Origin of the sequence: Rhizobium sp. PRIMUS64 (assembly GCF_023006465.1) — a bacterium.
Taxonomy (GTDB): domain Bacteria; phylum Pseudomonadota; class Alphaproteobacteria; order Rhizobiales; family Rhizobiaceae; genus Rhizobium; species Rhizobium leguminosarum.
In genome coordinates this window covers 19,707-34,779 of record NZ_JALBGX010000031.1, presented here as the reverse complement: position 1 = coordinate 34,779, position 15,073 = coordinate 19,707, and the positions used below count along the sequence as shown (strand labels likewise).

The following is a 15,073-nucleotide window of genomic DNA, read 5'->3' as shown; positions in this document are numbered from 1 at the left end:
GAGCGAAGCCATGAAGGTCCTGCGCATCGTCGCCAATATTCAGGCACCGGATATCACTCTGGCCCGGCGCTTCTATCAGGATATCCTCGGTCTCGACGTCATCATGGATCACGGCTGGATCACGACGTTCGGCACCCCGCGCTCGATGAACGTTCAGCTCAGCATCGCCAGCGAAGGCGGTTCCGGAACGGAGGTGCCCGCCCTCTCGATCGAGGTCGACGACCTCGATGCTGCTTTCGCGGCAATGTCGGCCTCAGGCTTCCCGATCGAGTACGGCCCGGCCGACGAGCCTTGGGGCGTCAGGCGCTTCTATATGCGCGATCCCTTCGGCAAGCTGGTGGATATCCTCCTTCATCAAAATTGAGCCGGCGGCCATCGGCCGCCGGCTCCTTCATGTCGGGCAAATCCGAGCTCTATTTCCGATCGTTCTGGCGATAGACATTTGCCGTTCTGCCAATGCGGACAGGAACAGGGATGGTGGCGGTATCGGCGACAAGTTTCCCCTTGAGCCTGCCCTGCTGGCGCTTGCGTTCGAGATAATAGGCATAGGCGAATTGTGTCGCGACCCCAGCGATCACGAAGAGCGGACCGATCAGTTGGTCCTTGTTGGTGATGTAGAGCACCACCTGACCGATCATGGCGAGGATCGTGCCGGCGACGAAGATGTTCAGCGAGTGGCGGCCGAGGATCGTCAGCGGATGGTCCGCAGGACGGCGCAGGATACGCGACAGTGCCGGGATGCTGATAACGAGATAGGTCAGCGCCAGCACATGCAGCAGCCGCGGCAGCGACAGGAAGGTCTTGTCGAAACCGGTGATGACAGGCGGCAGGCCAAGTGCTGCCAGCGAGTTGCCGAAAATCCAGAGATGGCCGGTCACCCAGATGAAGGACAGCATAACGTAACCGGCAGCAACCGTCAGCAGCAGCGGATGCTGCGGGATCGTGCCGCCGCGCTTGATATGCAGCATCGACACGATGCCGATCGTAAACAGGAACTGCCAGGAGAGCGGATTGAGGAACCAATAGCCCTCGATCAGCATGTTGTGCGGCGCCACTTCGTAGATGCCCGCAAGCAGCCAGACCGTGCCCGAGACACCGAGCGCCAGCCAAGGGCTTCGCGCATTCAAGAGCAGGATGACCGGCACCATCAGCATCAGCGCCCCGTACATCGGCAGGATATTATTGTAGCCGATCTGGTGGCCGAGCAGCAGCAGCGCTGGAATGCCTTCCTTCAGGTTCATCAAAACCGCCAGGATATTGATCTCGACCAGCAACCCCGGCCTATGAAACAGCCACGCACCGCAGAGAAAGAGCGCCAGCGTCATGAAGGTGGTGATCATATGGGCGAGATAGAGCGTGAAGGCGCGCTTTGCCGACTTGATCGCCACCGTGAGCCGGTTGCCCGGCTGGAAGCGGCCCCCATAGGCAAGGCCGACGGCAATGCCGGAGATCAGCACGAAGGCCTCGGCGGCATCGGAGAAACCGAAATTCTTCGTCGTCACATATTCGAAAATCTGTCCGGGAACATGATTGATGAAGATCATGATCAGGGCCACGCCACGCAAGACGTCGAGCCTCGTGTCACGCACTGACGCAGCTGCGGATAGGGAACTGCGCCCCGTGACGATGGCTTGGGTCGGCGTGCTTGCCATTGGTCTCTCCTTATTATCCGATTTGCAAACGCGACGACGGCCAAAAGGGTTCCCTTTTGGCCGTCGCGAATCGCCGTCTTTTTCAGCGTGGAGAACGCTGTTATCCGAGCGGATATCCCTCTTCGGGATCGGTGACTTCGCAGCCGTTGATTGACAGAGTGTAGCCGCTGTCATTGGACGCTTTTGAGACCGAAATGCGGTATTTGCCGCCGCCTTGCTCCACCTCTGCCGCAAAACCGTCCCATTCCGAAGGGAGCGACGGGCGCACGTAAATCCGGCCGTCCTTCAGCCGGATACCGAGGATGCCCTCGACGGCGGCGCGATAGAGCCAGCCGGCTGACCCGGTATACCAAGTCCAGCCGCCGCGCGACGTATAAGGCTCGTTTCCGTAGACGTCGGCCGCAACGACATAGGGTTCGACGCGGTATTGCTCCGCTGAAGCCTTGTCGAGCGCATGGGTGATCGGGTTGAGGATCTGGAAGCAGCGGAAGGCATCGTCGCCCCGCTTCAGCTCCGCCAGCGCCATCACGATCCAGGTCGCGGCATGGGTATATTGCCCGCCGTTTTCGCGCACGCCCGGCGGATAGGCCTTGATATAGCCGGGATCCCTGGCGGAATTGACGAAAGGCGGCGTGAACAGCCGGATGATGCGGGCATCCTCGTCGACCAGCTGATCGAGCACCGCATCCATCGCCGTGACGGCGCGGGCTGGATCGCCCTCGCCCGACAGCACGCTCCAGGACTGCGCGATCGAATCGATCCGGCATTCGGGGCTTTCCCTGGAGCCGAGCAGCGCACCGTCGTCGAACGTGCCGCGGCGATAGTAGCCGCCATCCCAGGCCGCAGTTTCCAGCGCCTTCTTCAGCTCGGTGAGATGCGCCGACCAGCGCTCTGCACGGGCCGTGTCGCCGCGCTCTTCGGCATAGGGAATGAAAGAGCGCAATGCCCCCGCCAGGAACCAGCCGAGCCAGACGCTGGTGCCGCGCCCGCCGACGCCGACGCGGTTCATGCCGTCGTTCCAGTCGCCGCCAAGGAACAGCGGCAGGCCGTTGGCCCCCTTGCGAGCGATGGCGAGATCGAGCGCCAGCGCCGCGTGTTCGTAGACGCTCGCCTTGTTCTCGGAGATCTCCGGCTTGTAGAACGAGTCGTGCTGGCCTTCGAGCAGTGCCGGCCCTTCCAGGAAGGCGATCTCCTCGTCGAGCACGTTTTTGTCGCCGGTGACGCTGCAATAGTGGTGGATCGCGTAAGCGAGCCAGACGACGTCGTCGGAGATCAGCGTACGCACGCCCGCACCCGTTCCCGGCAGCCACCAATGCTGTACATCGCCTTCGCGGAATTGCCGCGAAGCGGCATTCAGGATCTGGCGGCGGGCAAGCGAGGGCTCGTGCAGCACGAAGGCCAGCGTGTCCTGCAGCTGGTCGCGGAAGCCGAAGGCGCCGCTTGCCTGGTAGAAGGCGGTGCGGGCCATGATGCGGCAGCCGAGGCTCTGATAGGGCAGCCAGGTGTTGACGAGATTGTTCATCCCGCGATCTGGAGTCGATATCTGCAGCCTGCCGGTGAAATCCCGCCAGAAGGCGCGGTTTGCCTCGACGGTCTCGTCGAACGAAACCTTGCGGATATCGGCGATGACAGTGCGCGCTTCTTCTTCCGTCGGCGTATCGCCGAGGAAGAATGTGAAGTCGCGCTCTTCGCCGGCGCCGAGCTCGATGTCGATTGCAAGCGCCGCGGCCGGATCACCATCGAGTTCCGTCGCGCCGGAAAGAGCGGCGGCGGAAGTGACGGCCTGCGGTGCCTGGATCGTCCCCGCCTTACCGATGAATTCGCGCCGGCTTGCCGAGAAACTCGAAAGTGTCTCGCTCGCAGCGAAGAATGCAGTGCGGTTCGAAAAATCGATGCTGTAGGGATTGGTGGCAAACAGCGCCCCCGTCTCCTCATCATGGCTCGACAGGATGAAAGGCACCGTGCGTCCCGGATTGCTGCCGAGAATCCATTCGACATAACCGTAGAGACGCAGCTTGCGGCCAGTCGAACCGGTGTTGCGCAGGCGCAGGCGTTGCAGTTTCACCGGCTTTTCGCGGTCGATCGTCTGCGTCAGCTCAAGCGCGATATCGTGCTGAACGCTGGAGAAGACGGAATAACCGAGCCCGTGGCGGGCTTCGAAACGGATGTCCGGCCGGCGGGAAAGTGCTGCGAACGGCGTCATGACGGCACCGCTGTCCAGATCGGTGAGATAGAACGCCTCTCCCGAACGGTTGACCACCGCATCGTTCGACCAGGAGGTCAGCTGATAGTCGCGCGAATTGACGCTCCAGGTGAAACCCGAGCCCTCGGCCGAAACGTGGAATCCGAAGCTGTCGTTGGAAATGACATTGATCCAGGGCTGCGGCGTCGCATGACCTCCAGGCAGCCGAACGACATATTCGCGTCCGTCGCGGGCAAAGCCGCCGATGCCGTTCCAGAAGTCGAGATCGCCTTCCTCCTCGATGATGACGGCGGGCACGACAGGTGGCGGCACCGGCGCAACACGCTTGACGGGGGCCTTGTTGCGCTCGACCCGTTCCATCTCCTGCAGTTCCTCCTTGGAGGGTGCAAACAGCGCGACGGCGCGGTTGATCTGGTCGACCACCTTGCCGTTCTTGGTGTGTAGCGTGACGCGGGAAGCCGCGATCAGCGCATGATAAGTGGCTTCTTCCATCAGGTCCTTGCGAACCGCAAAGATATGCTGGCGCAACCCGTCGGCCTGGCCCATGCGGCGCACGTTTTCGCACATGGCGTCGAGCGCATGCTGCATGTCCTGCGCATAGGACGAAGCGCGTTCGTTCATGATGACGAGATCGGCGGTGACGCCGCGCGAGCGCAGATATTCCTGCGCCAGCAGCGCCTCGCGGGCGATGTCGAGGTCCATGTCATCGTTGATGCGCAGCGTGAAGATCGGGAAGTCGCCGGAGATCGCCAGCGGCCAGAGCGCCGATTGCGACTGCAGGCCGGCCTCGACGGTCGCCTCGTCCTTGCGCAGTTGCATGTCGGGATAGACGAGGTAGCGTCCGAGATGCTGGAAGGCGGCCGCCTGCTGGGAGGTGACGCCGACATGGCGCATCTGCACCTGCGTGCGTGTCCAGGCCTGGACGAGCTCGTGGGTGAAGGCATCGGGATGACGGTAGCGATTGACCGCCTTGTCGACTTCCTCGCGGCTTGGCGCCGCAATCGTCCAGAAGATCACGCTGACTTTCTTGCCGGCCGGTACGCGGACGGTGCGACGCAGCGACATGACGGCATCGAGCATGAAGCCATCGCTGCCGGAAAGCGTGGCACCCGGATCGAAGGCCGCCGCATCGGCAAGGCTGCGGCCACGGCCGATGAACTTGCGCCGGTCGGTCTCGAATTCGGTATGGCGGGTGTCGCCGGCATTGTCGACGATCAGATGTGCGATGCTGATATTAGGCTCGTTCGGGTCGCGCTTGTTGCGTTCGGCGCGGATGACGTCGCCGCGCTTGCCGATCTCTGTCTTGACGAACATGCGGGCGAATGCCGGATGCGCATTGTCGGTATCGTCGGAGGTAATCACTGGTTCGAGATAGGAGGTGACCTCGATGAAACGGTCTTCCGTGCCCATGTTGAGCAGCGTGACGCGACGGGCCTCGGCATCATGCTCGGTCGCGACGATGCATTCCACCTCGCTTGTGAGGTCGCCGACCATCTTGGTGAACTGCGCCTTCTCGTCGGCGAATTCGACCTTGATCTTTTCGCCTTCGACGCCCTTCGGCTCTGATGTCGCCGACCACCATTCGTTGGTGGCGGTATCGCGCAGGAAGATGAAGCTGCCCCAGCGGTCTTCAGTCGGATCAGGCTTCCAGCGGGAAACGGAAAGATTGTTCCAGCGGGAATAACCCGCGCCCGTCGCCGTCAGCATCACCGAATAATGACCGTTCGACAGGAAGACCAGTTCGCGGTCACGCGAAGCCGGATCGCTGATCTTCCGGAGCTCCGGCCGCAGGAGATCGTCCTGGATGCTGGCCGGTGTGTCGGATTCATGCTTGCCGCTCATGACAGGAATATCGCGCGGCGCCTTTTCCTGCAGCAGCAACTCCGCCGCCTCGATGACGGGATCGGCGTGGAAGAGCTCGCGCAGATGACCGTTGAAGGCGACGTTGGCGACCGCCGCGATCGACATGCCGTGGTGATGGGCATAATAATTGTAGACCACCGCGCATTTCTTGCCTTCCGGCACGCGCGTCGGCGTGAAATCGACGGCGTCATGGAAGCCGAACTTGCCGAGTGCGCCGAGCTTGCGCAACTTTTGCAGGTTTTCCAGCGCGGCCGGCGGATCGTACTGGCTGGCAAGCAGCGAGGCATAGGGCGCGATGACGGCATTGTGGCCGAGGCCGCGCTTCAGGCCGAGCGTGGGCACGCCGAAATTCGTGTACTGATAATTGAGGTTATGGTCGCGGGCATTGAAGGCCGCCTCCGAAATACCCCAGGGAATACCGAGCTTGCGGGCGTAATTCATCTGCTCGACGACGACCAGATTGTTGGTCTGGTTGAGAATACCCCCGCCGCGCTCCTGCATGACGAGCGGCGGCATCAGATATTCGAACATCGAGCCGGACCAGGAAACCAGCGCACCGCGCGACCCCACAGGCACGACCTGGCGGCCGAGGCGGTACCAGTGTTCCGTCGGCAGGTCACCCTTGGCGATGCCGAAGAGGCTGGTCAGGCGGCATTCCGAGGCGAGAAGGTCATAACAGGCCTGGTCGAGTTCACCGCTTTCGACGCGATAGCCGATCGACAGCAGACGCCGTTCCGGCCGGAACAGGAAGCCGAAATCCATCGAGAAGGCGAGATCGCGCGCCTTGTCGCGCAGCGCCACCAGGCGCGGCCTCAGCGCATCGACTTTGGAAAGGTCGAAGGTGCTGTCGGAAATATGCGCCTCGCAGACCTTCACCAGGGATGCCGCCCATTGGGTGACCTCTTCGCTCTGCTTCGACTTGACCTCATGGTCGAGATTGGCAGCGAGCTTCTCGATGTCGCGCGCGAGAACCGCAAGGTTGATGATGCGGATCGAGGCGAATTCGTGCTCGCGTTTGACGGCGGCAAGCGCGTTCTGGAAGCCGACGATGCGCTCCTCCAGGCGCCGGCGCAGCGGGCGCACGGTCTTGCGGTCATCGGGCAGGTCCGCCAGCACTTCTCGGAGAATGCCGGCCGTGTCGCCGACGCCGTCGAGATTACCCTGCATATGGGCGGACGGCGCCTCGGCCCAGTTGCGGCAGGCCGACGAAATGGCGATCAGATGGCCGGCGAGATTGCCGCTGTCGACGGCTGAGACGTAACGGGGCCCCAGCGTCTGCAGCGTATCGGTGTGATACCAGTTGAACAGATGGCCGCGGAATTTCTCCATTCTATCGATCGTCGCGATCGTCTGCTCCAGCCGTTCGAGCGTCTCCTCGAAGGAGAACCAGCCGAAATGCCGGCCGGAAACGACGGAAAGCAGATAGACGCCGATATTGGTCGGCGAGGTGCGCGCCGCCACAATCACATGCGGCGTTTCCTGGATATTGTCCGGCGGCAGATAGTTCTGCTCGGCCGTCGTGAAGGTCTCGAAATAACGCCAGGTGCGCCGGGCGATCTTGCGCAGTTCGCTCGACACGGAATCGGCGACCTCGAGCCGGTCCTCGGTCTCCGCCGACTGGCTGACATACCAGGCGACGACCGGCGACAGGATCCACAGCAGCGCGAAGGGAATGCCCACAAGGAAGGCGTTGTCGCCGGGAAGAGCTGCGAAACCGAGCGCCAGCAGCGCCAACGCCGGTGCATGCCACATCGCCTTGTAATAGGAGATCAACGTGCCCTGGCCGCCGGCCTGAACGCTGGCAGCGGTCCGCCACTGCAGCATCAGCTTGCGGCTGACGAACAGGCGATAGAGCGAACGGCCGATCGCATCCGCCATCATGCAAGCCGAATCGGCGATGAAGACGATGCGCAGCGCAACCTGCGCGTTGGCGGCCGTGATATCGGACCAGACCGTATAGAGATGGGCGCGGGCGATGATATCGCTGGTGCGCGGGATGATGCCGTTGATGAGCGACAGCGTCGGCGCGACGAAGAGGCAGAAGATCAGCAGAATCTGCCAGATGAGCGCGCCGAGCGGACCCATGAAATACCAGCCGAGCACGGAGGCGAAGAACCAGGCGATCGGCGTCAGCGAGCGGCGCAGATTGTCGAACATCTTCCAACGGCCGAGTGCCGTGACGCCGTATTTCGGATTGAACATGTAGGGGAGAAGCTGCCAGTCGCCGCGTGCCCAGCGATGCTGGCGCGAGGTTTCCACCTCGTAGCGGATCGGGAAATCCTCCACCAGTTCGAGATCGGTGACGAGCGCGCAACGCGCCATCGAGCCTTCGAGAAGATCGTGGCTGAGCACGGAGTTCTCGTCGATCCGGCCCTTCAACGACGCTTCGAAGGCATCGACATGGTAAAGGCCCTTGCCGGTGAAGGTGCCTTCGCCGGCGAGATCCTGATAGACGTCGGAAACGGTGAAGACGTAAGGATCGAGGCCACGGTTGATCGAAAAGACGCGCTGGAAGACCGACGCGTCCTTGCCTGTCGTCAGCGACGGGGTGACCCGCGGCTGCAAGACGCCATAGCCGCTTTCGACGCGGCCGGTTTTCGGATTGATGACCGGGCGGTTGATCGGATGATAGAGCTTGCCGACGAGCTTGGTGACGGCATCGCGCATCAGGCGCGTATCGGCATCGAGCGTCATGACATATTGCACATTGGCCGGCACGGTATTGGCGCCCGGCAGATAGGTCGTGTCGCGGTCGCCGCGCAGAAGCATGTTCAGCTCGTGCAGCTTGCCGCGCTTGCGCTCCCAGCCCATCCAGACGCCTTCCGCGGGATTGTAGAGGCGGCGGCGATGCAACAGATAGAAACGCGTCTTGCCGTCATAGGCATAGCGGGCGGAGAGATTGGCGATCTCGCGCCTGGCATAATCGAGAACCTCGAGATCGGCAGGCGTTTCCTCGACCTCGCTGTCCGGCCAGTCGCTGAGCATCGCGAAATAGATCTCACCGCGCGGATTGGCGAGATAATGAACCTCGAGATTGCGAACGTGATCGTCGACGCTGTCGCGGTTCGAGATCAGGCAGGGCACGACGAGCAGCGTGCGCGCATCTTCCGGAATGCCTTCCTTGAACTCGTAGCCGACGAGGCGCGCCGGCGTCACGAAGAAGGATAGCAAGGTGTTGAAGAGACCTGTCGCCCCCTCCGACGCCGGCACCGAGAACATGATCAGCAGCAGGGCGATTTCAAACGCACCCATGCCGGCATTCGCCATGAATTTGCCGACGATCGCCATGGCGATGATGGTCAGCAGCATGACGGGCACGGCAATCGCCAGCCAGTTGAACCGGCGCACGGCGCGCACAAAATGCTGGATGACCGTCGGGCGATAGTTCGCCCGTGCTTCGAGCTTCGGCCGCTGCGCGCCGGACAGGAAGCCGCCGACATTCGGTTCGTGCGGCTGCGGCTCGTCGGAGGCCTTGGCGGCGTCAGTCATGTCGAGCGCCAGCTGGGCGATTTCCATTTCCGTCAGCGGCGAGCGCTTGGCCAGCTTCTCGATCTGTTTGCGATATTTGTTGCGCGAGCCGGAATCGAGGATGCCGTAATCCGAATGCTCCCAGAGCAACTTGTCGACATGGCTGACCTGCTCGACCCAGACCGACCATTCGGCGTCATCGATCTCGCGAAGGCTGCGGATGATGTTGCCCATCGTCACGTTGCCGGAAGAGAGCCGGCTGTGTTCGGCCGTCGTCGTCTCTTCGGTGTTGCGGCCGAGCTCTTCCAGCCGCGCGTCGAGCCAAGTGATCGCCAGGCTCGACGTCTGCGAGCCGTCGCGCAGGCGATAGAGGAACTGCGTCGAGAAGGTATTGTCCTCGGCAAGCGATTCCAGCGTCTTCAGATAGGCGGTCGCCCCGGCTGGATCCGTTAGGCGCACCAATTCATCGGCCGCCTCGTTGGCGCGGCGGCGCAGGCGGCGGCTAGCTTCGACACGGCTCGAAATGCGGCGAAGGTTTTCGACGAGCACATAGCGCACGAGGGAGGGCAACGCCCAGAGTTCGCCGATCCTGAGCGTCTCGCTGGCCTGGAAGCCATCGACCAGCGCCGTCAGGCTTTCCTGCGATATCGTGCTGTGGGTATGAGCGACATAGAGCCAGGCAAGCACGAGGGTGCGCGGCACCTCGACGCCGCCGACGACCATGGTCGGCAATTCGCGATAGAAGCGGCGAGGGAAGTCGCGCCGCACCTCCTGGATCGCCTCTTCGACGATATAATGATTGTCCAGCAGCCATTCTGCCGCCGGCGTGATCGTCTCGCCGGCTTCGACGTCGGTCGCCGTGGTCCGGTAGACGCGCAGAATTTCCTTCTCGTTTTCCTTATGGCGGGCGAAGAAATCGAAGGGAGCGAAAGCCGGCAGCTTGTCGACGCCGTTGCGGGCGACCGCATCGCCCATCGCCTTGATGTCCTCGATGGAAAGATAGGTCGAGCGGATCGAATCGTTATGATCGATCTGCTTCGTCTCGGGTTCGCGCGAAAGGCTCGGAGAAAGATTGGAAATAGACATGGGTTCGGTTCTGGATCCAAACGAAGTTATGGCTGTTTTGCTCAGCCTTTTGCACTGCTTATCATGACTGCTACATGAACGGAGCCCTATTCTTCAAAGATCGATGAAGTGGGGGGTGAACGACACTTGGCAAGCGATGCAGACGGGCGAAGCCCTGGTTCAGGACGCGGCCCGACAGGATCGAGACCATCGATACCTCTCCGCGAAAGCCATGTCGAAAATTTGGACACTATCGGGATAATTCAAGTCAAGAGGCGTTCACCGCTTGCCCGGCGAGCTTGTCTGGGCGGTGGGAATGACGAAAATGCCGGCCCCTGGTCCCGGCGATCAACAGCTTCGATTTCAGAAAAAGAAAAGAAGACGATCGCCAGATCCTACGCCTGACAGCGATTTGGGCGAGCTTGCACCCCGCGCATGAGCAAGTTCGCCGTGGCGCGCTTTGGATGGCGTGAAAAGAATAGAAGAATGATGATGAGTGGGAAAGCCGAGACAAATTAATGTTCGGAATTCAATAAGGGCGGAAACCGCCGCAGCGCCGGCACCTGCCGACGCTTAATCATCCACCGGATTACCCGACGACGCCGCAAACCATGGCCACGACGAACAGGAACGCCGCGGTGAAGATCGCTCCATGAAGCACCGTCTGAAGCCTGTGGCGCGTGGTGAGCGGCTTCTTGGTCGGTACGGAACCATACTGGTTCACGTGAGCATGCGAAATACCCAGATCTGCCATATGTCGCCTCCGTTGTTCTCGTGCGGCCGGTTGTGCGGCTCGCGCTTATATTCTTATTTTCTCTATCAAGTAGGTAGAGATAAAATTCCGTCTAGAGCGAACGGAAGAGAAAATTCAACCAGCCCTTTTAGCAGAGCGTGCGCCATGCCCAGATCAACGAGCGCTCGACGGCACTCTCCTTCTCAGGCGGGTTGGAGGAAGCCTCGATCAGCCGGCGGTCCTTTTCCGCGGGAAGGGATACCGAAATCTGTTCCCGGCGATCGGTTTTCACGGGAGGATCGAGGTAGCCCATGGTCATCCCACCGAGAAAGAACATGCTTCAACCTCCATCGATCACGAAAGCTAACAAACGTTAACGGGATCATGACAGAAGCAAGGCAGCTGTCAATAGTCTAGTTGAATGGTCGTCTTTTAGGAAAACATTATCCTTAACAGCGCCGCCGATCTTTTCTTTTCAAAGGTTTGAAAAGATTGGCCTTCAGGCTTTGACGAAACCCTTGCTCGCGATCATCAAATTTCTCGTATAATCCTCGTGAACCGCACCCGTCGCCAGTTCCTGCGAGCTCAACCGCTCGACGACGGCGCCGTTGCGCATCACGGCGAGCCGCTCACACATATGGGTGACGACACCGAGATCATGGCTCACCATCACGAAGGTGAGCTTGCGGTCGCGTCGGATCTGCTCCAGCAGGTTCAGCACCTCGGCCTGCACCGAGGCGTCGAGCGCTGATGTCGGCTCGTCGAGCAGCAGGATTGACGGTTCCACGATCAGCGCCCGGGCGATCGCCACACGCTGGCGCTGGCCGCCGGAGAGCTGGTGCGGGTAGCGGAAACGGAAACCATTGCCGAGGCCGACCTCGTCGAGCGCCCGGGCGATGCGCTTCTCGCTGTCGGCGATGCCGTGGATTGCAAGCGGTTCGAGCAGAAGCCGGTCGATGGTCTGGCGCGGATGCAGCGAACCATAAGGATCCTGGAAGACCATTTGCACGCGCCGGTAGAAGACTTTGCTGCGCTTCGAACCTTTCAACACTTCGTCGTCGATGTGGATCGCGCCGCCGCTGATCGGCGCAAGCCCGGCAACGGCCCGCAGCAAGGTCGATTTTCCCGAGCCGGACTCACCGACGAGGCCAAAGGATTCGCCGCGTTCGACGGCGATGCTGACATCCTTCAGCGCATGAAAATGGTCGTAGACGACGCTGAGATTGTCGACTTGAAGAGCTGCGCTCATGCCGCCCACTCCGGCTTGCGGTCGAGCACCGGCAGCGGATGGCGGTTTGCACCGATCTCGGGCATGCAATTCAGCAGTCCTTGCGTATAGGGATGCTGCGCATGTTTGAGATCGGCCGCCGCCAGTTCCTCGACGATCTTTCCGGCATACATGACGATGACGCGGTCGCAGAAGGAAGAGACCAGCCTCAGATCGTGGGAGACGAAGATCAGCCCCATGCCACGCTCGGACACCAGCTTGTCCATGATCCTCAGCACGTCGAGCTGCACCGTCACGTCGAGCGCCGAGGTCGGCTCGTCGGCAATCAGCAGTTCAGGTCCGGCAATGAGCATCATGGCGATCATCGCCCGCTGCCCCATGCCGCCCGAAACCTCGTGCGGATGCAGGTCGAAGACACGCTTCGGGTCGCGGATCTGCACCGCTTCCAGCATGTCGAGCGCGCGCTCGCGCGCCTCCGCCTTGCCGACCTTCTCATGTGTGCGCAGCGTCTCGCAGATCTGCCGTCCAATCGACATGACGGGATCGAGCGAATATTTCGGATCCTGCAGGATCATGGCGATGCGCTTGCCCCGCAGCCTGCGCCTTTCGCCGGCAGACGCATTGATCAGATCGATGCCGTTGAAATTAAGCCTGTCGGCCGTGACGATGCCGTGTTTCGGCGTCAGGCCCATGATCGCCCGTCCGGTCTGCGACTTGCCGGAACCGGATTCGCCGACGATGCCGAGCCTTTCTTTGCCGAGCGTGAAGGAGACGCCGCGCACGGCCTCGATCACGCCCGTGCGCGTGGGGTAGCTGACCTTGAGCTTGTCCACCGTCAGAAGTGTCGTCATTGGCCGCTCTCCTTCGGATCGAGCGCGTCGCGCAGGCCGTCGCCAAGGAGATTGAAGCCGAGGCTGACGATGAGGATGGCGATGCCGGGCATCGCTGCGACCCACCATTGATCGAGGATGAAGCGCCGGCCCGAGGCGATCATCGCACCCCATTCCGGCAGCGGCGGCTGCGCCCCGAGGCCGAGGAAACCCAGACCGGCCGCCGTCAGGATGATGCCCGCCATGTCCAGCGTCACGCGCACGATCAGCGAGGAAATGCAGAGCGGCATGACATGGCGCACGACAATGCGAAGCGGCGAGGCGCCCATCAGCTTCACCGCCGAAATATAGTCGGAACGCCGGACCGCCAGCGTCTCGGCGCGGGCGATGCGCGCATAGGGCGGCCAGGAGGTGATCGCAATCGCGATGATCGCATTCTGGATGCCGGGACCGAGGGCAGCGACGAAGGCGAGCGCCAGCACCAGCTTCGGAAAGGCAAGGAAAATATCGGTGATGCGCATCAGCGTCGCATCCACCCAGCCTCCGGCATAACCGGAGACGGTGCCGACGATCAACCCGATCGGCGCAGAGATGATGGCGACAAGCGCGACGACAAGGAGCGTCAATCGCGATCCGTAGATCAGCCGGGAATAAATATCACGGCCCTGGTCATCCGAACCGAGCCAGAATTCCCCCGTGCCGGGCGGCAGCAGGCGGGCGTTGCGCAGATCGCCGACAACGGGATTATGCGTGGCGATCACATCGGCAAAGGCGGCGATAAAAAGCAGCGCCACGATGATCAGCAGGCCGACGACAGCGAGCCTGTTTGCCGTGAACTGCCGCCAGGTGACATAGGTGCGGCCGAGGCGGGCCTGCAGGCGCGATTGCGGCCGGTCGGAGAGCAGCCATTCGCGGCGGCTCATCGCAGGAGATGGGCTGGCATTGGCCGTCATCGGTTTCGCGTCCTCGGGTCGAGCGTCCGGTAAAGAAGATCGGACAGAAGGTTGATACCGATGAAGACCGTACCGATGACGATCGTGCCGCCGAGCACGGCGTTCATGTCGGCATTCTGCAGCGAATTGGTGATGTACAGCCCGATGCCTGGCCAGGAAAAGACGGTCTCGGTCAGCACCGATCCCTCGAGCAGGCCGGCATAGGAAAGCGCAATGACGGTAACGAGCGGCACGGCGGCATTGCGCAGGGCATGGCCCCAGATCACCCGCGTTTCCGAAAGCCCCTTGGCACGTACGGCGACGATATATTCCTGGGAAAGCTCGTTCAGCATGAAGCTGCGCGTCATGCGGCTGATATAGGCGAGCGAGAAATATCCGAGCAAGGAGGCAGGCAGGATGATGTGGCGGAAGACATCATAGAAGACATCCCACTGCCCCTGCCAGGCACTGTCCAGCAGGTAGAAGCCGGTGATCGGCGTGAACGTGTATTCGAAGACGATGTCGATGCGGCCGGGAAAGGCCACCCAGCGCAGTTGCGCATAGAAGATCACAAGCGAGATCAGCGCCAGCCAGAAGATCGGCACCGAATAACCGATCAAGCCAATGACCCGCACCACCTGGTCGACGATGCTGCCGCGGCGCACCGCGGCGAGAACCCCGAGCGGCACGCCGACGAAAGCGCCGATCAGCGTTCCGAGCGTCGCGAGCTCCACTGTCGCCGGAAATGCACGGCGAATATCGACCATCACCGGATTGGTCGTCAGGACCGAATTGCCGAAATCGCCGGACAGGATGCCTTTGATATAGATGAAGAACTGCTGGTAGAGCGGCAGGTTGAAGCCCATCTCCTGGCGCACGCGCTCGACGACATGGTTGGGCGCGCGATCGCCAAGGATGGCGAGCACGGGATCGATCGGCACGACGCGGCCGATGAAGAAGGTGACGGCCAGCAGGCCGAGATAGGTGGTGACGGCGGCAAACAGAAACCGCCCTAACGCCTTTGCAAAGGCGCCGGCACGGCCCTTTCGGGGCCGCGCCTCCTGTGTTGTTTCGATGGTGCTCAAGCCACTCAATCCCG

At 61.7% G+C, this 15,073-nt stretch carries 9 protein-coding genes; 1 reads left to right on the top strand and 8 read right to left on the bottom strand.

The features are described from left to right. Positions 1-10 precede the first annotated feature (10 nt). On the top strand, positions 11-364 hold the full coding sequence (locus tag MOV76_RS14815) for a VOC family protein (RefSeq protein ID WP_247264775.1): 354 nt from the start codon (positions 11-13) through the stop codon (positions 362-364). Positions 365-413: 49 nt separating this feature from the next. On the opposite strand, the gene MOV76_RS14810 is transcribed toward MOV76_RS14815, so the two are convergent. From MOV76_RS14810 to MOV76_RS14775, 8 genes are all read right to left on the bottom strand, one after another. Beyond that, positions 414-1,652, bottom strand: a complete 1,239-nt coding sequence (locus MOV76_RS14810) for an OpgC family protein (protein WP_018244081.1) — start codon at positions 1,650-1,652, stop codon at positions 414-416. A gap of 100 nt (positions 1,653-1,752) precedes the next feature. Next, complete coding sequence (locus MOV76_RS14805; RefSeq protein ID WP_247264774.1) at positions 1,753-10,272, bottom strand: GH36-type glycosyl hydrolase domain-containing protein; 8,520 nt, start codon at positions 10,270-10,272, stop codon at positions 1,753-1,755. A 568-nt stretch (positions 10,273-10,840) separates the two neighbouring features. Next, a complete protein-coding gene (locus tag MOV76_RS14800; protein ID WP_018244083.1) occupies positions 10,841-11,005 on the bottom strand; it encodes a hypothetical protein in 165 nt (54 codons plus the stop codon). Between the two features lie 127 nt (positions 11,006-11,132). Next, entirely contained in the window at positions 11,133-11,321 is a 189-nt protein-coding gene (locus tag MOV76_RS14795) for a hypothetical protein (protein WP_018244084.1), read from the bottom strand. Between the two features lie 162 nt (positions 11,322-11,483). Then, entirely contained in the window at positions 11,484-12,233 is a 750-nt protein-coding gene (locus MOV76_RS14790; protein ID WP_247264773.1) for an ABC transporter ATP-binding protein, read from the bottom strand. Further along, a complete protein-coding gene (locus MOV76_RS14785; RefSeq protein WP_247264772.1) occupies positions 12,230-13,063 on the bottom strand; it encodes an ABC transporter ATP-binding protein in 834 nt (277 codons plus the stop codon). The genes MOV76_RS14790 and MOV76_RS14785 overlap by 4 nt, the downstream gene beginning before the upstream one ends. After that, positions 13,060-13,995: an ABC transporter permease gene (locus MOV76_RS14780; protein WP_247264771.1), complete on the bottom strand. Its 936-nt coding sequence runs from the start codon at positions 13,993-13,995 to the stop codon at positions 13,060-13,062. The genes MOV76_RS14785 and MOV76_RS14780 overlap by 4 nt, the downstream gene beginning before the upstream one ends. Beyond that, positions 13,992-15,059, bottom strand: coding sequence for an ABC transporter permease (locus MOV76_RS14775; protein WP_131605702.1), 1,068 nt, complete (start codon positions 15,057-15,059; stop codon positions 13,992-13,994). The genes MOV76_RS14780 and MOV76_RS14775 overlap by 4 nt, the downstream gene beginning before the upstream one ends. Between the last annotated feature and the right edge of the window lie 14 nt (positions 15,060-15,073).